The following is a 19,614-nucleotide window of genomic DNA, read 5'->3' on the forward strand; positions in this document are numbered from 1 at the left end:
ATCACGCGGGACGTCACGTCCGCGCGACGGTGTCAGGATCCGGCGGCCTCGACCAGGGCCTCGACGAGCCGGTTGTCCCCGGCTCGCGCGAGCTCCCACTGCACACCGATGCCGAACCTGTGCCCCTCCAGCTCGACGCCCTCGACGATCTGGTCGTCGGCCCACGCCACGGCGAGCAGCCCGGTGCCCAGCCGCTTGACGGCCTGGTGATGGGAAGCCGTCACCTCGGCCGTGTCGCCCAGCGTCTTGCCGAGTTTGCTGGAGACGCTGATCTGGACGCGGTGCGCCGTGGAGGCGGCGTGACGGTCGTGGTCGACCACCTCGGGGAGCCAGGGGATCAGGTTCCCGCCCTGGGCGACGTTCAGGACATGCATGCCCCGCCCCGAGGCGAGCAGCGGCAGGTCGGCCTTGACGGCGGCGCGGGCCAGCGCCAACTCGAAGCGGTCGCGGTGCGGCTGCGGGTCACCGACGCGCTCCTCGCGGGCGGCCCCGTACAGGGAGGGGTCGAGCTCGCCCCCTCCGGCGAGGATCACACCGGACAGGCCGCGGACGTAGTCGTCGATCCCGCCGAGGTTGAGCGGGGGCAGCAGCACCGGGGCGCCACCCGCCTTCTCGACGGCCCGCGCGTAGGAGGGCGGCGACAGGACGGCCTCCCTGACCCAGTCGCCCCAGCGGGCGGCCTCAAGGTAGGTGGTGATACCGATCAAGGGTTGGGGCATGCGTTCTCCAGGGGGGCGTGCACGAGGTGGCGCCACCTGTTTCGGACAGCACCGATCCCATCTCCAACAGCTTCCCTATCATGGCGCACTCTATTTCGGTCATGTCACACATCCGAGGTATCAGTGTCGTCTCGCCGGGCCTCCCCACCCCTCACCGCCGGAGGGCTTCCCGCCACCCAACCCCCCGGAACCCCGCCGTGACGAGAAATCGTACGAATAGTAAATTTCACCTTCAAAACGAATGTGATTATTATTCGTTTATCCAGCTCTCCATAGATTAACCAGTCACCCAAAATAACTATCCAATTACCGATAGCTAGATTTCCCGCTATATTGCCGGGAAACGGTTGTGAGGCCCACTAGGTGATGGAAGACTCGAATTCGAGTGACCGGGCGAGCCGGGGCTCCAGGTCACTCGTCACCCGGAGCCGTCAGGGAGGTGGATCTGCGTGATCGGACTTTGAGCCGGTCAATTAGGGTGGGTTCTTTAAATGTCTTTGAATCCGCGTCTTGTCAAGGAAAGCTTCGCCGTCGTCGAACCCGTCGCGGACAAGGCCGCGGCATACTTCTACGGGCGCCTGTTCGCCGAGAACCCGCACCTGCGGGCGATGTTCCCCCCGGCGATGGACATCCAGCGCGACCGGTTGTTCAGCGCGCTGACCAGGATCGTCTGGAGCCTGGACAGCCCTGGCGGCATGGCGTCGTTCCTCGGCCAGCTCGGCCGCGACCACCGCAAGTACGGGGTGGTCCCCGAGCACTACACCGCGGTCGGCAACGCGCTCCTCGCCACGATCCGGCGCTTCGCCGCCGAGGTCTGGAACACCGAGATCGAGGCGGCGTGGGTGGCCGCGTACACCGCCGCCGCCAATCTCATGATCGAGTCAGCCCAGTCGGACGCGGGAGTGTCGCCCGCCTGGTGGCCGGCCGAGGTGATCGACCACGAGCTCCGCACCCCGGACATCGCGGTGATCACCCTGCGGCCCGGCCAGGAACTGCCTTATGTACCCGGCCAGTACGTCAACGTGCAGACCGCGCGCTGGCCACGCGTCTGGCGCGCGTTCTCCATCGCGAACGCGCCCCGGGACGACAACACCGTCCGTCTGCACGTCCGCGCGATCACCGGTGGCTGGGTCTCCACCACGCTGGTCAGGCACACCCGGATCGGTGACACCGTGACGCTGGGCCCCGCGATCGGCACCATGGTGCCCTCCGGCTCCGGACGCGACATCCTGTGCGTGGCGGGCGGCACCGGCCTGGCCCCGATCAAGGCGATCCTGGAGCACCTGATCGACTCCGGGCGCCGCCCCAACATCCACCTGCTGTACGGAGCCCGCACGGCCGCCGAACTCTACGACCTGACCGACCTGCGGCGGATGGAGTCGGCCTGCCCGTGGCTGCGGGTGCTGCCCGTGGTCTCCGAGGAGCGAGGGTACGCCGGCATGCGGGGCCGTCTTTCCGAGGTGATGGAGCGGTTCCACTCGTGGGCCGACCACGAGGCCTATGTCTGCGGCCCGGTCGCCATGGTCAACGAGACCGTCCGCAGGCTCCAGCGGAGCGGAATGCCGCCGGCCCATATCCACCGGGACATCGTGGAGGGGGATCCTTGAGCGACATTCGCGACTAACACCCCAAATTGATCACGCAAATTTCATAGAGCACGGCGGGACGCGGCGTGACATGGCAGCATGAGGCCCGATCCGAAAGGAGATGGTCATGCACGAGGGCCCCCCTCCCAGCCCGTGCCCCCCTCTCGACCGCCACCCGCACGGACCCGTCCGCCATCATCGTCACTCGCCCGGCAGCCCGGCCGGCCCTGTCCGCCACCGTCGCCGCCCGTCCGGCCCTCCGGCCGGGACCGCCCGTCCGCACACCCTCGTCCCCGGTCCCCTCCACCGGCGGCGGCCCTCCGCGGACCGGGGTGAGCTCCCCCCTCGGCCCCCGGCCGTGTCCGCCTCGCACGTCACGGTGCTCTGAGCCGATGGCCAGACCCGTCACCCTCGTGACCTTCATGCTGCCCGCCACACTGCGCCACTGGGCGGGCGAGACCACCGAGATCCGCGTCTTCGCGATCGCCGACCGCGACGACGGACACCCCACGCTGGGCTCCGCCCTCGACATGCTCCGCCGCACGCACCCGTTCCTGGAGCAGCGACTCCGCGACGACTACGGGGGCATCCGCCGCCATATCAGCATGTTCGTCTGCGGGGAGAACGCCCGGCACCATGGCGGCCTCGACTGCGCGCTGCCTCCCGGTGCCGAGATCTTCGTCCTGCCCGTCCTCTCCCGCTCCCCGGAGACGACGGGCTGAGGCGGGCTAGGGAGCGACCCTGCCCGCTGCCGCGAAGGCCGCGTGCGTGAGGGGCATCAGCTCCGCCCAGGCCGCCTCCATCTTCTCCGCCACCATCTCGATCTCGCGCTGTGGGAACGAGGGCACCCTGGCCTGCTCGTTCTTGGTACGCAGGGACAGGAAGTGCATGAGCGAGCGCGCGTTGCAGGTGGCGTACATCGACGAGAAGAGACCGACGGGCAGCACCGCCCTGGCCACCTCCCTCGCGATCCCGGCCTCCAGCATCTCCTGGTAGGCGGCATAAGAGCTCCGGTACGACGACTCCATCACCTCGGTGACGAGCTTGTGCTGCCCGGCGTCACCGTCGGCGAAGACGTACTGCCCCGGCTTGCCCTTCTGCACCAGCTTCCGGTCGTGGCCCGGCACGTAGAAGACCGGACGAAGCTCGCGATATCTCCCGCTCTCCTCGTTGAACGACCATCCCGCCCTGTGCCGGTGGAACTCACGGAAGACGAAGATCGGAGCGCTGACGAGGAAGGTCATCGAGTTGTGCTCGAACGGACTGCCGTGCCGGTCGCGCATCAGGAAATTGATCAGCCCCTTCGAACGCTCGGGGTCCTTGCCGATCTCCTCCAGAGACTGCTCCCCGGCGGTCGACACCCGCGCGGCCCAGAGCACGTCGGTGTCGGAGGCGCTGTGCTTGACCAGCTCCACGGTCACGTCGTCAAGAAAGCGTGCCTCTGCCCCATCGCCTGTCAACTGGCTCCCCCTCATCGCACCAACAGTCGCCCCATTATTCCAGGGGCCCATCCGCCCCTGGGCCGGGCGTCCGTCACAACCGGTATATCCGGCGCGCGTTGCCGGAGCCGATCATCTGGGCCACCCGGGCCGCGTCGGCGACGCTCCACTCGCCGTCGGCCAGTCTCGCGGCGAGCGCCCCCGCCAGGCCGCGCCGGTAGTGCAGGGCGCCGAGGTGACAGGTCTCCGCCACGCCGTGGCCGCCGGAACCGAACAGCTGCTTGTGGAACGGCACGAGCTCCAGCAGTTCCGCCATGACCGCCGCCGAGCCCGTGGCACTGCGGGTCAGGGCCGCCCCCACGTCGACGTAGACGTGCGGAAGGACCCCCGCCAGCCCGGCCGCCTGGCGGTGGAACGGGTGGCAGTGCAGCAGGACGACGGGGACGCCCACCGGCTGCACGGCCATGATGAAGCCGGCCACCGGCGCCGGACCCGCGTCGTGCGGGCCGGGGACACCTCCGGCGTGACCGTCGGAGGTACCGAAACCACCGTGGGCCTCGTGACCGCCGGAGGTGATCCGGCCACCGCGTCCCAGATGAGTGTCGCGGCGCGCACCGCCGCCGGGGCGAGCGAGACCGGTGTGAAACTGCAGCGGCCGCCCGTACTCCCTGGCCACGTCGACGGCCGTCCAGAGCAGGTGGCGCAGCAGCACCTGGTCGGTGAGCCTCTCCCCGGGGCAGGCCAGCCGCCGGGTGGCCGCCGCGATCACCGCTCCCCGGCTCGGCCTGGCCGGATCGAGACGCCTGCCTGACCGGTGGGCCGTGACCGACTTCAGGGCGACCGCGCGGACGGCCCGTCCCGCGAGGTTCTGGGCGAGGGCGGAGATGTAGGAGACTCCCGAGACGGCGCTTCCCGCGACCTCCGCCTCGACCCGTTCGATGGGAACGACCCGCGCGGTCTCCGCGCCGCCCGCGTGGCCCATCTCGGCAGGTGGTAACACCTCGGGCACGCCGAAGCGGTCCCGACGATCCGGGCCACCGGGGCCCTTCGGTCCGCCCGAGTCGCCGAAACCGTCGAAAGTGTCGGAGCCGTCGAAGCCGTCGAAGCCGTCGAACAGGAAGGTGGCGATTCCCGCGGCGCCCAGCAGCCGCCGGTTCACCTCATCGGCGCCGAGTTCCATCCGGCGGGCCAGGTAGACGGCGGGCGGCACGTGCGGGGCGAGACCGAGGACGGGGGCGCACCAGCGGCGGACCGCGGCGCCCGCGGGGGTGTCGAAGTGGGTGGTGCCCGGCGGCGCCGGGGTTCCCGCTTCGGTGAGCAGCGTCTCGAACCGTGCCCGGGTCAGGTCGTCGCGGCGCACGCCGTGGCAGTTGTGGTCGACCAGCGGCGCCAGCAGCGCCTCCCGCACGGCGTCGGGCAACTCGACGGGCAGCACACCGTCCGACCTCATGCCCGCTCCTCCCCGCCACAGGCGTACCGGCCGAGACCGGCCCCGGTACGCCCGCGATCTCCACGACGAGGGGAACTCTAGGGTCACCCGGCGTGCTCGCCGGGCGCGAAGCACGGGTTCTTTACCCGCTCTTGCGGCAGAGCCGAAGAACGTTGGCGATGACCTTCGCTCCCGCGCCTCCCCCCGCGGTGAGGATCGACTCGGGATGGAACTGCACCGCGAAGCGGCGTCGCTCGACGTCCTCGATCGCCATCACCGCGCCGTCCGGAGTGAACGCGGTGGCGGTGAACCCGGCGACGCCCGACTGCTTGGCGTGGACCGAATGGTAGCGGGCGGCGGTGAACTCCTCGGGGAGCCCGTCGAGCAGGGCACTCGCGCCCACCCTCCGTACCTGACCGCGCTTGCCGTGCTCGGGGTAGGACAGCAGTTCGAGGGTGCCACCCGCGTGCTCCACCATGCCCTGCAGGCCGAGGCAGACGCCGAACACCGGTAGATCACGCTCGTAGAGGGCGCCGACCAGGGCGGGCAGGCCGAAGTCGGAGGGCCAGCCGGGGCCGGGCGACAGCACCACCAGAGAGGGGTCCAGCTCGTCGATCATCGCGACGGGGAAGCCGTGCCTGAGTGTGACGACCTCGGCGCCCTGCTGACGGAAGTAGTCGGCGAGGGTGTTGACGAAGGAGTCCTCGTAGTCGACGAGGAGCACCTTCATGCCGCTTCCCGGCAGCTCCGCGGCCGCCTTCACCTCGGTCCGCTCCTGCGGGGCCGCGCCGACCGCCGCCAGGGCGCCCAGCAGGGCACTGGCCTTGAGTTCGGTCTCCCGCTCCTCGGCCTCGGGGTCGGAGTCGAACAGCAGTGTGGCCCCGGCCCGCACGGTGGCCACGCCGCCGCGGATCTGCGCGGTGCGCAGGGTCAGGCCGGTGTTCATCGAGCCGTCGAAGCCGATGTAGCCGACCGCCCCGCCGTACCAGCGTCGCGTGGTCTCCTCGTGGTCCTCGATGAACTGCATCGCCCAGTTCTTGGGGGCTCCCGTGACGGTGACGGCCCACATGTGGGTGAGGAAGGCGTCCAGGGCGTCGAACTCGGGACGCAGCCGGCCCTCGATGTGATCGACGGTGTGGATGAGCCGGGAGTACATCTCGATCTGACGCCGGCCGATCACCTGGACCGTCCCCGGCACGCAGATGCGGGACTTGTCGTTGCGGTCCACATCGGTGCACATGGTCAGCTCCGACTCCTCCTTCACGCTGGACAGGAGGGTCCGGATCGCGTCGGCGTCCTCGATGGGGTTGCCGCCTCGGGCGATGGTGCCGGAGATGGGACAGGTCTCGACGCGGTCGCCGCTGACCCGGACGTACATCTCCGGTGAGGCACCGACCAGGTGCTCGCCCTCGCCGAGGTTGAACAGGAACTCGTACGGCGCCGGATTCACCGTGCGCAGTCCCCGGTAGAAGGCGGCCGGGTCGGTGCAGGGGGCGTGGAAGACCTGGCCTGGGACGACCTCGAACAGGTCACCGCGGACGAACTTCTCCTTGGCCGCGGCAACGACCTTGGCGTAGGAGCCCTTCTCCGGGTCTGCGGGAAGCTCGGACGGGAGCGCGGGCAGCGGCACGACCTCCCCCTCGCGCTCGAGCCCGTGGGTGGATACGCCGTCCACGGTGAACTCGTAGCGGAACTCCTTGCTGGTCTCCCTCTTGCGGTCGATCACCATCACCCGGTCGGGCAGGTGGAGCACGAGGTCACGCTGGTCGGCGGCCCGGGTCAGGACCTGCCTGATCGGCTCGAACTGGAAGGCCAGGTCGTAGCCGAAGGAGCCGTACAGGCCCAGATGCTCGTTCTCTCCCTTGAAAACGGCGATGACCTCGCGGATCGCGGTGAAAACGGTGGGGCGGCGGCTGCGCATCTCCTCGGGGAGGATGTCCTCCGACTCCGCCACGTAGACCTCGACGAGATCGGCCGTCGGCTCCTCGACGGGCTTGCCGGCCGCCAGCAGGCAGGACACGACGGCGGGCAGGACCACCCTGCCCCGGGCGTTCAGCGCGCGGGCGGAGATCCTGCGTCCCCTGGCCACGATCTCCAGGCAGGGGTCGACATAGGCGAGGTGCCATCGGCTGTAGCGGCCCGGATACTCCATCCCGGAAGAGAGCACTCCGCCACGGCGCTCGCCGAGCGTCGTGACGACGTCCTCAAGCACCGTCTCGGGCACGTCGGACGCGGTGACCTCGACCCCTATGCCGCCGGCGGTGGTATATCGGCTCGTCTCCACTGCGGTATCGCCCCTCTTGTTTCCCTGATGCCCTGAGGGGGCGGACACAGAAAAGGCCACCTCCCCGGGCGGCCGTTTGTCTGCTCGCGAATGCGAAACCTGCGCCGCCTAGAAGCGGCGCCACCACTGAAGGGTAATCGGGTGTCGCATGTGGCCAGAGTACCGGCGGCAACCGCGATCATGCAACGTGACGCGGTGGCGGGTCCTCGACGCTCCGCAGGGGCCAAAAACCCCATGAAACCTATGTAAAAGACTAGCGGCTCGACACCGGGCCGGATTGCCGGATTGTCCGCCGGGTCGTCGCCCGGTCCGGCTCCAACCGCCACCCGCTCCCCTTCCGGCCGTCACCGTCACCGTCACCGTCACCGTCACCGTCACCGTCACCGTCACCGGGGCTAGGGTCGGAGGGTGCGTGCGGCCAGGTTGATGTCGTTGGTCCTGTTGCTCCAGGGCCGGGGCGGGATGACCGCGGCGGAGCTCTCCCGGGAACTGGAGGTCTCCGAGCGGACCGTCCACCGTGACGTGCTGGCCCTTTCCGAGGCCGGCGTGCCGGTGTACGCCGACCGCGGGCGAGGTGGCGGCTACCGGCTGCTTGACGGATACCGCACCCGTCTCACCGGCCTTGACCGGGCCGAGGCGGAGGCACTGTTCCTGTCGGGGGTTCCCCAGGCCCTGCGGGAGATGGGGCTGAGCGAGGTGGCGGCCACGGCGCGGCTGAAAGCCGCGGCCGCGCTCTCTCCCGGCCTCCGCGACGCCCCCGCGACCGCGGCCCAGCGCTTCCACCTGGACGCCCCCGGCTGGTTCGCGAGCGAGCGGCCTCCGCCGCAGGCGCTGGCGCCCCTGGCCAGGGCGGTGTGGGGCGATCACCCGGTCACCGCCCTCTACCGGCGTGCCGCGCGCCACCGCCCTGGCGAACAGACAGGGCCATCGGGCGAGACCATGAAGACCGGGCGGATCGGGCGCCCCGAAGACACCGGGCGGAGTGAGCGTGACAGGCCGAGCGGAGGGACCGAGCAGTCCGGAGACCACGGGCGGACCGAGCGCGACGGACAGACCGGGGACGCAGAGCAGGCCGCGGGCACCCAGCAGGCCGGCACCGCCCGGCGCCTGGAGCCGTACGGGCTCGTGTTGAAGGCGGGAGTCTGGTACCTGGCGACCCGGTTCGCCATCTACCGGGTCGACCGCTTCGACGAGGTCCAGATCCACTCGGACCTGCGCTTCGAGCGGGACGGCGCCTTCGACCTCGCCGCCTTCTGGACGGAGCGGGTGGCGCGGTTCGCCGGGTCCCTGCTCACCACGCACGTCACCGTACGGCTCAGTCCCGCCGGCCGCCGCGCGCTCCCCTCCGTCGCCGATCCCGCCGCCCTCGACGCCGCCCTGGCCTCCGCCGGCGAGCCCGACGAGCAGGGGTGGGTCACGTTCCGCCTGCCCGTCGAGTCGCTGGAGGTCGCCTACGCCCAGATCCTCGGTTTCGGCCCGGAGGCCGAGGTCGTCGACCCACCCGGCCTCCGGGCCCGCCTCGCCGAGGCCGCGGTCCGCCTGCACGGCCTGTACTCCGCTCCCCGCTCCTCCGATGACACCGGCACGCCGGACCGTTGACCTCTCACGACGATTCCAATCTTGGGAGCACTGCCCCCTCGCGACGGGCCCGGCCTTCGAACCGCTGACCTCTTACGCCCCCCTGGGGCCGCTGATCCCTCACGGCGGGCCGAACCGGCGGTCGCGGCGCCGGTCAGCGATAGCCGGTGGCGTCGGCGGGTTTCCCCTTGCTCTCGACCTCCTCGATGTAGCGCCAGGCGTCCGGCCTGCTGCCGTCGACGTCGGTGAAGCCGTACACCTGGGCGAGTTGCCCGCTGGACACCGACTGCCCCGACCAGCGCATCCGGTCCTCGTCGGCGGCGAGGGCGACGACCGCGCGACCGGTGTAGGCGGGTGTCTCGGAGATCACGAAATGCGGCTGTTTGGCAGTGGCGTCCCGCCAGTTCTCCTCGGTGACGCCGAAGAGTTCCAGCATGTTCTCCGACCTGAGCCAGCCGGGGGTGAGCGAGATCGCGGCGCAGCCGTGCGGGCGCAACTCGTGACCCTGGATGAACGCCAGGCGGTTCACCGAGATCTTGGCCAGGTCGTAGAAGGCCGAGAGCCGGTAGTTGGAAATGTTGTACTCCAGGGTGCCGTCGGTCACCTCGATCACCATGCCCCCGGGATTCTCGATCAGCAGGGGCAGGGCGTGGTGGCTGGTGATGAGGTGAGTGTCCACCGCCAGCCGGAGGATGCGCAGACCGTCGTCGAGAGAGTGTTTCCAGACGGGGACGTGCCACTCGGTGAGCGAGTCGGAGCCCCAAACGTCGTTGACCAGGATGTCGAGTTTGCCCTGCTCGTTGCTGATCCGTTCCACCAGGAGGCGCACCTGCTCCGACTCCAGGTGATCCACCTGGACCGCGACGCCCCGCCCACCGGCACGGGTCACCAGCTCGGCCGTCTCCTCGATGGTCTCCGAGCGGCCCATTTCCGAGCGTCGTGCCCGCGTGCTCCTCCCGGTGCAGTAGACCGTGGCACCGGCCGCGCCCAGCTCCACCGCGATGCCCCGCCCGGTCCCCCTCGTCGCCCCCGCGACCAGGGCGACCTTCCCTTCCAGCGCTCTTGTCATGAGATCAGCGTGACGCGAAAACAGGACATCCTCTGTCATGTTTTCGCGCCACGCCTGCCGAAGAACGCGACGACCGAAACGGCAGGGGGAAAGCGAAGGAACGTGGCGCCCGGCCGGGATCAGCCGGTCGCCAGCGCCTCCTCCAGTGCACGGAGGACGTGCGAGCGCCACCCCCCATCGAGGATGGCGCGCGTGCGCCGCTGGATGGGATCGTCGGGGTCGAACCCGGCGTGCTCCAGGAACAGCCGGGTGCCGCGCCCTTCGGGTTCCAGCCTCCAGACCACCGTGGTGTCCAGCCTCCCGCCCCTCCAGGACAGGCGCAGCAGGCGTTCCGGCTCCAGGTCGAGGACCTCGCAGTGCACGACGCCGTCGAAGCCGTGTTTCGGTTTCGGCTCGGTCCTGAAGGTGAACCGGTGACCGACGACCGGCTTGAAGTCGTTGGGCATCAGCCAGCGCGCCAGCAGGTCGGTGTCGGTGAGCGCCCGCCAGACCCGCGCGGGCGGGTGGGCGAGATACTGATCGGTCTGGATCAGGGTCGGGTCAGTCATCGTCCTCGGCGTCCAGAAGGTCACGAAGGCTGGAGAGTCTCTCCCGCCAGAACCGCTCGTACGGCGTGAGCCACTCCGACATCTCTCGCAGCGGCTCGGAGTTCAACGAGTACAGCCGCTGCCGACCGGCCCTGCGCTCGACCACCAGGCCGGCGTCCTTGAGTACCTTGAGATGCTCCGACAGACTCGGCCGGCGCATGTCGAAGTGGCCGGCCAGTTCCTGGACCGGCTGCGGGCCACCGTCCAGGAGCAGGCCGAGCAACCGGCGCCTGGTGGGGTTGGCCACCGCGGCGAACACATCCGTCTCAGCCACCGGCGGACACGTTCACCACGGTGGTCTGCAACACGATCCCGTTGCCGTCGGGGTCGTCGAAGGTGACGTACCGCCCCCACGGCGACTGCTGGATGCCCCCCTCGATCGCCACCCCGCGGCCGCTCAGCTCCGCCACGTCACCGTCGAGGTCGTCGGTCTCAAGCACCAGGCCCTTGAGCGAGCCTGGCGACATGGTGTCGAACCAGGTGACGAGCGTGATGGCGGTGTCGGCGCCCTTGGGAGCCACCTGCACCCATCGCCGATCGGGCCCCATCGGATTGTCGGAGACGAGATCGAAGCCGAGCGTGCCGACGTAGAAGTTCTTCGCCCGCTCCTGGTCGGCGACGGGCAGGGAGAGCAACTGGATGTGTGTGATGGTCATGCCCCAAGAATAGGTAGGAGATTTCCTACCAGTCAAACGATGACCGGTAACCGCTGCGGCGCCCACGACAGGAAGGACCCATTCGCGCCACATGGGAGGCGGGAGGCGGGAGGCGGGAGGCGGCCAATCCTGCCTGTACGCCTTTACGAAATGCACTCCATATTGTCAAGGAAACCGCGCCGAGAGGTCGGCGATCGGTGGGATACCGGCGGCGAAGTGAAGGACTCGGAGACGTACGACGCCCGCGACCTGGCCTGGAACCTCGGCGGCGGGGCCGAGCCACCGTTCGTCGCGCCACACGTGCCACTCGGCGCTCGGTGACCCGAATGGAACGGCGGCGTAATTACGCTGCCGGTCAGCCGAAGGGGATATCCCTGCCCGGGCGTCCATTCTCCAGCTCAAGGAGACCACGTTGACCACTCCAAACGGGGACCGGAGCGATCGCAGCCCATGGAACTGGCTGCTTATCGTGCCGATCATCCTACCTTTGCTCCCGCTTCTCTACAATTCCGATGAACCCCGGCTTTTCGGTTTCCCGATGTTCTACTGGCTCCAGCTCGCCTTCATCGCGATCGGTGTCACGTGCACCTCGATCGTGTACCGGATGACGAAGCGGCGGCGGTGACCCGATGGAAGCCCACCTGACAGAGATCATCATCTTCTCCGTACTGTTCCTGGTGGTCAGCGGCATGGGATTCGTGGCCGCGCGCTGGCGCCGCCCGGAGAACCTGGCCAGCCTCGACGAGTGGGGACTCGGCGGCCGCAACTTCGGCTCGTGGGTCACCTGGTTCCTGGTCGGCGGCGACCTCTACACCGCCTACACCTTCGTGGCCGTACCCGCCCTGCTCTGGGGGGCGGGCGCGATGGGCTTCTTCGCGGTGCCGTACACCATCGTGGTCTACCCGATCGTGTTCCTGGTGCTGATCCGCCTCTGGTCGGTCTCGCACGTGCACGGCTTCGTCACCCCGGCCGACTTCGTCCGGGCCAGGTTCGGCTCCCCCACCCTCGCGCTGCTGGTCGCGATCACCGGCATCGTCGCGACGATGCCCTACATCGCGCTTCAGCTCGTCGGCATCGAGGCCGTGTTGAAGTCGATGGGGGTGACCGGTCATCTGCCGATCATCATCGCGTTCGCGATCCTGGCCGCGTACACCTACCAGTCGGGCCTGCGCGCGCCCGCGCTGATCGCGTTCGTCAAGGACACGCTGATCTACATCGTGATCCTGGTCGCGATCTTCGCGATCCCCGCCCAGATCGAGGGCGGCTGGTCGGGCATCTTCGACGCCGCCCAGGCCAAGTTCGACGCCAGCGCCGCACCCGGCGACGGGATCCTGCTCAACGCGAACAACCAGCTGCAGTACGTCACGCTCGCCCTGGGCTCGGCGCTCGCGCTGTTCCTCTATCCGCACAGCGTCACCGGCATCCTCGCCTCCAGGAACCGCGACGTGATCAAGCGGAACATGTCGGCGCTCCCCGCCTACAGCCTGCTGCTCGGCCTGATCGCCCTGCTGGGCTTCATGGCCATCGCGGCCGGGATCCAGCCCATCGGCACCGACAACAACACGATCGTGCCCCAGCTGTTCGACAGGATGTTCCCCGACTGGTTCACCGGCGTCGCCTACGCCGCGATCGGCATCGGCGCGCTGGTCCCCGCGGCCATCATGTCCATCGCCGCGGCGAACCTGTTCACTCGCAACATCTACAAGGAGTATCTGAACCGGGACGCGAGCGACGCCGACGAGGCCCGCGTCTCCAAGATCACCTCGCTGCTCGTCAAGGTCGGCGCGGTGCTGTGCATCCTGTTCCTGGATACCGGCTTCTCCATCGACCTGCAGCTCATCGGCGGTGTCATCATCCTGCAGACGCTCCCGTCGGTGGCGCTCGGCCTCTACACCCGCTGGTTCCACCGGGGCGGCCTGATCGCCGGCTGGGTGGCCGGCATGGGGGCCGGGATGCTCCTGCTCTACAACATCGGCAACCCGGCCACCGGCAAGCTGCACTTCGCGGGGTCGGCGTTCCCGCTGGAGAAGCTGGGACTGGACACCAAGATGACGATCTACGCGGGCATCCTCGCCCTCGCGGTCAACCTCGCCGTCGCCGCGCTCGGTACCGTCATCGCGCGTTCCGCCAGGATGGCCGAGGGCGACGACTCCACCAAGCCCGACCACTACTTCGCCGACGAGGGCGACCCCAGGATCAAGGATCTCGACCTCGCCCCCCACGGAGCCCACCGGACGGATCCGGACCCGGCCCCCGAACCCTAGGCTCCGGGATCCACCGGCACCCGGACGTGGCCCGGCTCCGGGATCCCGGTCCCGGGCGACGCGGCCGTGAGCCTCCCGTCACCCACCGGGACCCGGAAACGAGCGCGGGGGGAGAGCCTGTCAGGCTCTCCCCCCGCGTCGTCGTCAGCGCGTCGCCGTCAACGTGTCGGCATCAGCGCGTCGGCGTTATCCGGCGGCCGGATCGCGATACTGCGCGATCAGGGCGTTGGCGTCACGCAGGAGCGTGGCCTTCACCACCGGGTTGGAGACGATCTTCGGATCGTTGACCTCTTCGATGAAGCGCTCAAGCTTCTTGATGATCTTCTTCTTGTCGCGCTCGCGCCCCTTGTCCTCGGACACCATGACCTTGGAGAGCTTGTCGTGGAGCTTCTCGGCGCCCTTGGCCGACAGCTGCCCGGCCGCCTTGAAGTGGTCGATGAGCTTCTGCATGTCGGCGACGGAGGTCGTGACCTCGAACTCGACGGTCCGCTTCGTGACGTGCCCCGCCTTGTCCTTCGCGGTGACGGTCAGCGTGTGCGCGCCGAGCGCCAGCTCCCACAGGGCGATCGCCTTTCCGGAGACGACCTCCAGGTCACCGATGGCCGCCGTCACGCTCGCCACCCCCGACGTCGCGTCGGACGCCGAGAAGACGGGTGTGATGGACGCGGAGTCGCCGTACTTGCCGGGCTCCACCCCGCTCACGGTCAGGACCGGGGCGGTCTTGTCGATCTTCGCCGTGACGGTGCCGATCTGCGAGACGTTGCCCGCGTTGTCGGTCGCCCGGTAGCGCACATCAAGGGCACCCTCCGCGCTCAGGGTGACCGGGTTGTTGGCGTTCAGCCACGTCGTACCGCCGTTGAGCGAATACTGCCTGCTCGCCACCGTGCCGTTGTCGGTCGCGGTGACCGCCAGCGTGACGTTGCCGGTGTACCAGCCGTTCTCCCCACCCGGCTGGGCCGGGGTGAGCGTGGCCGACACGGTCGGGGGCGTCTTGTCGGCGACACCGTCGCCCTGGAAGGTGAACCCGTCGACCTCCACACCACCGGTCGAGGTGACGTAGAGCTCACCGCTGCCGGTCGGGGCGCCGGTGAGCGCGGTCTCCACGCTCTGCCAGCCCGATCCTGCCGGCACGGTGACGGTGGCGAACGGCTCCGCCGTCTCCGAGCCCCATCGCAGGGAGAGCGTTCCCGCGCCGGAGGCGCGGGTCTTCACCCCGGTGACACCGGCGAAGTTCACCGGTTCGTACGCGATCCAGTCACCGGCGTCGAACGACGTGATCTTCGCCAGGCCGGACGCGCTCGCGTCCTCCACCTTGGTGACGCCGCTGCTCGTGTCGGCGTGCTCGGCCTGCAGCTCCTTGGGGTTGAGGATGAGCGCGGCTTCACCGACCGCCCCGGGAATGTCACCGGCGCCGTTGTCCCGGTAGTTCACGACGACGACGCCGAAGATGTTCTCGGTCTCGCCGTGCTCGGGAGCGTTGGCCGGTGTCGGCCACGCGCCCGAGCATCCGGAACCGAGGGTCTCCGGGTGCGCGTGCGTGTCGTGGCCGAGGCCGAAGTTCCACTGCACCCGGCTGCACACCGGGTTGTCGCCGTCCTCCTTGTCGGAGACCTTGATCTGGAACGGCACCGCGTCGCCCCAGTTGAAGAAGGAGCCGTTACCCGGCGACTGGATGGTCACCTCGGGCGCGGTGTTACCCACGGTGATCTCGGTGGAGGTGAGCCCGAACTTGCCCTGCGTGTCGGTCACGCGGAGCCTGGCGACGTACTGTCCGAGCGCGGGGTAGGTGTGCGAGGCCGTCACACCGGTGGCGTCGAAGGTCCCGTCGCCGTTGAAGTCCCACTCGTAGGTCAGCGGGCCCGGCTCGGCGTCGGTCGACGAGGCCGCGCTGAAGTCGACAGTGAGAGGCGCGGTGCTGCCCGACGACGGCTTGGCGACGATCTTCGCCTGCGGGGTCTTGTTACCCTCGGCGTAGTCGATGCGGTACAGACCCGAGTCGGGGTTGGCACGGAAGAAGCCGTCACCGTAGTCGAGCACGTACAGCGACCCGTCGGGGCCGAACTCGATGTCTATCGGGCTGTCGGTGATCGGCATCACCCCCGCCGTCAGCGCCTTGTTGGGCAGGAAGTGTTCGATCTTGGTCACCGGCCCGCCAGGCGCCGTCACGGTGAACGCCGCGAGATAGTCCTGCGAGAACTCGGCGAAGAAGAACTTCTTGTCCCAGTACGCGGGGAACTTCGTCGTCGAGGGGTTCGCCGCGTCGTAGTGGTAGACGGGACCCCCCATCGGTCCCTGGCCGCCCGCGGGCTCGAAGTCGGTGAGCCCGGCCCATTCCGCGGGCTGGTGGGTGTTGTTGTCACCGTAGTAGAGGGTGGCCGGGGTCGCGGGCGGCAGCTTGTCCACGCCGGTGTTCCAGCGGGAGGTGTTCACCGGCCCCGCCGCGCAGTCGAACCACTCGCGCGGTGTCGCGGTCGCGAAGTTCCAGTCGTTGTAGTTGAAGTGGTTTCCCGTGCAGTAGGGCCAGCCGCCGTTCATCGGCTTGTCGATGGGGGTGACGTCCCACTCGACGTAGCCCAGGGGTCCCCGGGCGGGATCGGGCGCCCCGGCGTCGGGACCGTAGTCGCCCCAGGAGACCGTGCCGGTCACGTCGTCGACGTCCATGCGGAAGGGATTCCGCAGCCCCGTCACGAAGATCTCGGGACGGGTCTTGGCCGTTCCCGGCGGGAAGAGGTTGCCCGCCGGGACGGTGTAGGAGCCGTCCTCCTTCACGGTGATCCGCAGGATCTTGCCGCGCAGGTCGTTGCTGTTGCCCGCGCCACGCCGCGAGTCCAGTCCGGGGTTCATCCCCGGGGCGTCGTTGTTGGGCGCCATACCGTTGGCGCCGGGCGTACCCGCGGGCGTGTTGTCGCCGGTGGCGAGGTAGAGGTTGCCCTCGGCGTCCCAGTCCATGTCGCCCGCGACATGGCAGCACTGCCCGCGCTGCACCTCGACCTTGATGATCACCTGCTCGGTGGACAGGTCCAGCGCGTCACCGGTCCACTTGAACCGTGACAGCTGGTTGTAGCCCTTCCACTGGTCCCAGTACGACTCGTCCGCGCCCGCGGGCAGCGAGTTGGGCGCGGAACCGGTGGGGGTCGTCTCCGGGTACGGGGCCGTCATCGTCTTCGGCGCGTAGTAGACGTAGACCCACTTGTTCTCGGCGAACCCGGGGTCGATCGCGATCGTCTGGAGGCCGTCCTCGGAGTTCGCGTAGACGGGGATCGTGTTAATGATCTTGGTGATACCGGTGGCGCCGTCGGTCAGGCGGATGTCACCGTTGCGGGCGGTGTGCAGGACTCTGCTGTCCGGCAGGACCGCCATGTCGATCGGCTCGCCGACGTTCTTGGTCAGCGTGATCTTCTCGTAGTTCGACCAGTTCGTGGCCGCGTCCTGGAGCTGGGCCTGTGCGGGGGCGGCACTGGGCACCGCCAGGGGAAACAGCAGGGCGGCCAGTGCTCCGCCGAGCATGGCGCGGGTAAGCTTCAACTTCCTGAGCCTCTTCTTCAGGGGGGTATCAGGACATGGCGGGCCGCCACGCGTGCCGCGGCAACGGCTTCGATCACGTGGCGGTCCGCCGAACCCTCCGGATCCGCTGGATCCTTCCTCGGGTTCTTCCTCGGATTCTTCTTCGAGGTGTGTGCTCTGAGGTGCGGTTAAGGTATGCGCCGAACTCTCAGTGACGGCGCAGGGCGGAGAGGTTCTTGTAGCTCAGGTCGGCGTACTGGAGCGAGCGGCCCGGCTCGGCGGTCCCGCCTGGCGCGTTGTCCTGCTCGTACATCGGGTTATGGCGCTTCTCGATGTCCAGCTTGGAGAAGAAGGCCTGGTAGTCGATGTCACCGGTTCCGAACGGCACCATGTCGTAGCCGTTGGCGGTGGCACTGGACTTCCCGTCCTTGGCGTGGAACAGCGGGAACCGCTTGTCGTTCTGCTTCACGAGCTTCAGGGGGTCGAAGATGTCGGTCCGGGTCTTGCCGTTGTGCGCGACGTACTCGCGGTGCTTGTACTGCGCCACGTGCGCCCAGTAGATGTCCAGCTCGAGATAGACGTCCCTGCGGTTGGTGATCTCCAGGAAGTACTCCAGCTTCCGGACGCCCGACGAGCGGGTGGGCCGACCCAGCTCGTCGAGGGGTCCCTCGTCGAGAAGGAAGCTGTAGGCCGCGTCGTGGTTGTGCGTGTACAGCTTGAGACCGGCGGCCGAGGCGAGCGCGCCGAGACCGTTCCACTTCTGGGCGGCGAGGTCCCAGTCCGCCTTGTAGGCGCTGTTGGTCGGGTCGCTGCCGGTGCCCACGTGCTCCATGCCGAGGATGTTGGCGATCTCCAGCGTCCTCTTGAAGCGGTCGAGATCGGCCTGGGTGAGCGGCCAGGAGCTGGGAATGAAGCCGTGGTTGCCCTGGGCCTTGAGTCCGTTGTCGTCGAGCCACCGGCGCAGCAGCCGGGCACCCTCGACGGTCTCCAGGTCGGCTCCGCCCTCCGCGTTCGCGTGCTGGCGGTAGCCGGCGAACTCCACCTGCTTGTAGCCGATCCGCGAGAGCTCCTCGAACACGCGCCGGAAGCCCGCCGGCAGGTTCATCGCCGGGTCGCGGGAGACGACGTCACGGACCGTGTAGAGGATGATGCCCCGCTTCGCCTCCGGCACCAGGGCGTCCTGGTGACCGTGGCCGTGGCCCTTCCCGCGCTCCTGGTCGCCGTCGGGGGACGCGTACGCGGCCGACGCGAGCGGACCCACCGCCGACATGGCGGCCACCGCGGTGACCCCCGTCGTGGCGGCGAGGAACTGGCGGCGGTTCAGCCCGAGCCTGCGGCGCAGCGCGCCCGCGATCTCGTCGGTCTCTTCTTCGTGTGCACTCATGTTTTCCTACCTTCGTGTGGGTGGATGGAGCCCTGCGGTCCCCGATGCCTCAGCCGGGTGACCACCGACTCCCTTCCGCCGCAGGCCCCGGCCCCCACCCGCGGGTCGCCTCTTCGAGGAGATCCGCCTGCGGACGCCGCCGGCCGACTCACTTCGTCCTCTCGGTGGTGTGCAGAGAACTTGGCGTGGAAGTTACGCGTCTTCTGCACCTTTTGGAAGAACTTTTGCCATGATCACTTGAACTTTCTACGACGGACGACCAAAGTCCTTCCGGGGTGGAGCCGTACCGGACACGCTCCCATACACCCCCGATCGAGAGATCTTGCCTGATCAGGCGGGGTGGCCACGCGCGGAACGTCGCAATAGACTCGGTTTGTAACAATATGGGCAAACGGCCCTACGAGGCACTCCAGAGACGCCCCTCCCCTGGAGCCGTCACGCGACTCGACCTGCGTCTCGCCGGTCACTCCCACCCCACCCCGACACGGGTGATCACAGAACGTATTGAGCGGTGACTTCGGTCGGCCACGCTGAAACTTCTGTCAAATTTGACAAAAGTAGCTGACCGTAGGGGGCTCAAGGCCGAGGGGAACCGATCATCCCGGCGAGGAGAACGAAGAAAGGAGAACACCACCCCGCCGCGCGCCTCAGCGTAGGTCGAGCATCGCTTCCCGATCATGAGCATCGCCGCGACGATCACGCTTCGGCTGGTGCATGAACAGCGGCCGGCTCTCCGTGACACGCTCGGCGAGCTCCACGCCCAGGGTTGCGCATCGAGGGTTTCGTCGTACTCAGGCGGGCCCGGTGCCGACCGTCAGAACGTGACGCCCGTGAAGCGAAAGCGGCTTCGTCTCACAGAACCCCTTCGCCTCGCAGAGGCCCGGGAACTTCCCCGGAGTCCTTGCCTCTGCCGGCCTGGAACGTGGAGGCTCGGGAGTCCCGGCCTTCGACGTCTGGAGGTTCGGAACACCGCTTGAGCGCCGCTGGGCCGCCCTCGAGACCCCGCTGGGCATCGCTTGAAAAAGGCCCTGGAAAGCACGAAAGGGCCCCCACCAAACGGTGAGAGCCCTTTCATGAAAGATTGTCCGGCGGTGACCTACTCTCCCACACCGTCC

Annotated in this window: 15 protein-coding genes; 5 read left to right on the forward strand and 10 right to left on the reverse strand. The window is 68.7% G+C overall.

Features of this window, described 5'->3' with window-relative positions:
* Window positions 1-32 precede the first annotated feature (32 nt).
* Window positions 33-719, reverse strand: a complete 687-nt coding sequence (locus ACFY3V_RS20390; protein WP_362901226.1) for a gamma-glutamyl-gamma-aminobutyrate hydrolase family protein — start codon at window positions 717-719, stop codon at window positions 33-35.
* Between the two features lie 491 nt (window positions 720-1,210).
* On the opposite strand from ACFY3V_RS20390, the gene ACFY3V_RS20395 reads away from it, so the two are divergent.
* Together ACFY3V_RS20395 and ACFY3V_RS20400 are read left to right on the forward strand one after the other, a co-directional pair.
* Complete coding sequence (locus tag ACFY3V_RS20395; protein WP_362901224.1) at window positions 1,211-2,326, forward strand: globin domain-containing protein; 1,116 nt, start codon at window positions 1,211-1,213, stop codon at window positions 2,324-2,326.
* Window positions 2,327-2,697: 371 nt separating this feature from the next.
* A complete protein-coding gene (locus ACFY3V_RS20400; protein WP_350947139.1) occupies window positions 2,698-3,027 on the forward strand; it encodes a hypothetical protein in 330 nt (109 codons plus the stop codon).
* A 6-nt stretch (window positions 3,028-3,033) separates the two neighbouring features.
* Here ACFY3V_RS20400 and thyX read toward each other — a convergent pair whose 3' ends face one another.
* The 3 genes from thyX to ACFY3V_RS20415 form a co-directional block, all read right to left on the reverse strand.
* Window positions 3,034-3,726: an FAD-dependent thymidylate synthase gene (gene thyX / locus ACFY3V_RS20405; RefSeq protein WP_362901221.1), complete on the reverse strand. Its 693-nt coding sequence runs from the start codon at window positions 3,724-3,726 to the stop codon at window positions 3,034-3,036.
* A gap of 112 nt (window positions 3,727-3,838) precedes the next feature.
* Window positions 3,839-5,194, reverse strand: coding sequence for an amidohydrolase (locus tag ACFY3V_RS20410; RefSeq protein ID WP_389775264.1), 1,356 nt, complete (start codon window positions 5,192-5,194; stop codon window positions 3,839-3,841).
* Window positions 5,195-5,315: 121 nt separating this feature from the next.
* The gene (locus tag ACFY3V_RS20415) at window positions 5,316-7,457 is read right to left on the reverse strand and encodes an anthranilate synthase component I (protein ID WP_389775267.1); all 2,142 of its coding nucleotides are present in this window, start codon (window positions 7,455-7,457) and stop codon (window positions 5,316-5,318) included.
* A 408-nt stretch (window positions 7,458-7,865) separates the two neighbouring features.
* Here ACFY3V_RS20415 and ACFY3V_RS20420 point away from each other — a divergent pair, with 408 nt between their 5' ends.
* Window positions 7,866-9,056 (forward strand): helix-turn-helix transcriptional regulator, encoded by a 1,191-nt coding sequence (locus tag ACFY3V_RS20420; protein WP_389775270.1) that lies wholly within the window; start codon window positions 7,866-7,868, stop codon window positions 9,054-9,056.
* Between the two features lie 133 nt (window positions 9,057-9,189).
* On the opposite strand, the gene ACFY3V_RS20425 is transcribed toward ACFY3V_RS20420, so the two are convergent.
* From ACFY3V_RS20425 to ACFY3V_RS20440, 4 genes are all read right to left on the reverse strand, one after another.
* A complete protein-coding gene (locus tag ACFY3V_RS20425; protein ID WP_389775273.1) occupies window positions 9,190-10,104 on the reverse strand; it encodes an SDR family oxidoreductase in 915 nt (304 codons plus the stop codon).
* A gap of 119 nt (window positions 10,105-10,223) precedes the next feature.
* Complete coding sequence (locus tag ACFY3V_RS20430) at window positions 10,224-10,652, reverse strand: SRPBCC domain-containing protein (protein ID WP_362901211.1); 429 nt, start codon at window positions 10,650-10,652, stop codon at window positions 10,224-10,226.
* Complete coding sequence (locus ACFY3V_RS20435) at window positions 10,645-10,965, reverse strand: metalloregulator ArsR/SmtB family transcription factor (protein ID WP_350947132.1); 321 nt, start codon at window positions 10,963-10,965, stop codon at window positions 10,645-10,647. Before ACFY3V_RS20435 ends, ACFY3V_RS20430 begins: the two co-directional genes overlap by 8 nt.
* Window positions 10,958-11,347, reverse strand: coding sequence for a VOC family protein (locus ACFY3V_RS20440; protein WP_362901207.1), 390 nt, complete (start codon window positions 11,345-11,347; stop codon window positions 10,958-10,960). Before ACFY3V_RS20440 ends, ACFY3V_RS20435 begins: the two co-directional genes overlap by 8 nt.
* 412 nt (window positions 11,348-11,759) lie before the next feature.
* Here ACFY3V_RS20440 and ACFY3V_RS20445 point away from each other — a divergent pair, with 412 nt between their 5' ends.
* Together ACFY3V_RS20445 and mctP are read left to right on the forward strand one after the other, a co-directional pair.
* Complete coding sequence (locus ACFY3V_RS20445) at window positions 11,760-11,972, forward strand: DUF3311 domain-containing protein (RefSeq protein WP_362901205.1); 213 nt, start codon at window positions 11,760-11,762, stop codon at window positions 11,970-11,972.
* A 4-nt stretch (window positions 11,973-11,976) separates the two neighbouring features.
* Window positions 11,977-13,611 carry a monocarboxylate uptake permease MctP gene (gene mctP, locus ACFY3V_RS20450; protein ID WP_389775278.1) on the forward strand — a complete coding sequence of 545 codons (1,635 nt, stop codon included), beginning with the start codon at window positions 11,977-11,979 and terminating at the stop codon, window positions 13,609-13,611.
* Between the two features lie 186 nt (window positions 13,612-13,797).
* Here the strand turns inward: mctP and ACFY3V_RS20455 are convergent, their stop codons facing one another.
* Window positions 13,798-17,136, reverse strand: a complete 3,339-nt coding sequence (locus ACFY3V_RS20455) for a PQQ-dependent sugar dehydrogenase (protein ID WP_389775281.1) — start codon at window positions 17,134-17,136, stop codon at window positions 13,798-13,800.
* Window positions 17,137-17,323: 187 nt separating this feature from the next.
* On the reverse strand, window positions 17,324-18,499 hold the full coding sequence (locus tag ACFY3V_RS20460; protein WP_389775284.1) for a sugar phosphate isomerase/epimerase family protein: 1,176 nt from the start codon (window positions 18,497-18,499) through the stop codon (window positions 17,324-17,326).
* Window positions 18,500-19,614: the final 1,115 nt, after the last annotated feature.

It is taken from the genome of Streptosporangium sp. NPDC000095, from assembly GCF_042899335.1.
GTDB lineage: Bacteria > Actinomycetota > Actinomycetes > Streptosporangiales > Streptosporangiaceae > Streptosporangium.

Coding starts and splice junctions, on each gene's coding strand:
- ACFY3V_RS20460 (WP_389775284.1), bottom strand. CDS start 18,499: ATGAGTGCACACGAAGAAGAGACCGACGAGATCGCGGGCGCGCTGCGC.
- ACFY3V_RS20410 (WP_389775264.1), bottom strand. CDS start 5,194: ATGAGGTCGGACGGTGTGCTGCCCGTCGAGTTGCCCGACGCCGTGCGG.
- ACFY3V_RS20440 (WP_362901207.1), bottom strand. CDS start 11,347: ATGACCATCACACACATCCAGTTGCTCTCCCTGCCCGTCGCCGACCAG.
- mctP (WP_389775278.1), top strand. CDS start 11,977: ATGGAAGCCCACCTGACAGAGATCATCATCTTCTCCGTACTGTTCCTG.
- ACFY3V_RS20425 (WP_389775273.1), bottom strand. CDS start 10,104: ATGACAAGAGCGCTGGAAGGGAAGGTCGCCCTGGTCGCGGGGGCGACG.
- ACFY3V_RS20390 (WP_362901226.1), bottom strand. CDS start 719: ATGCCCCAACCCTTGATCGGTATCACCACCTACCTTGAGGCCGCCCGC.
- ACFY3V_RS20430 (WP_362901211.1), bottom strand. CDS start 10,652: ATGACTGACCCGACCCTGATCCAGACCGATCAGTATCTCGCCCACCCG.
- ACFY3V_RS20395 (WP_362901224.1), top strand. CDS start 1,211: ATGTCTTTGAATCCGCGTCTTGTCAAGGAAAGCTTCGCCGTCGTCGAA.
- ACFY3V_RS20400 (WP_350947139.1), top strand. CDS start 2,698: ATGGCCAGACCCGTCACCCTCGTGACCTTCATGCTGCCCGCCACACTG.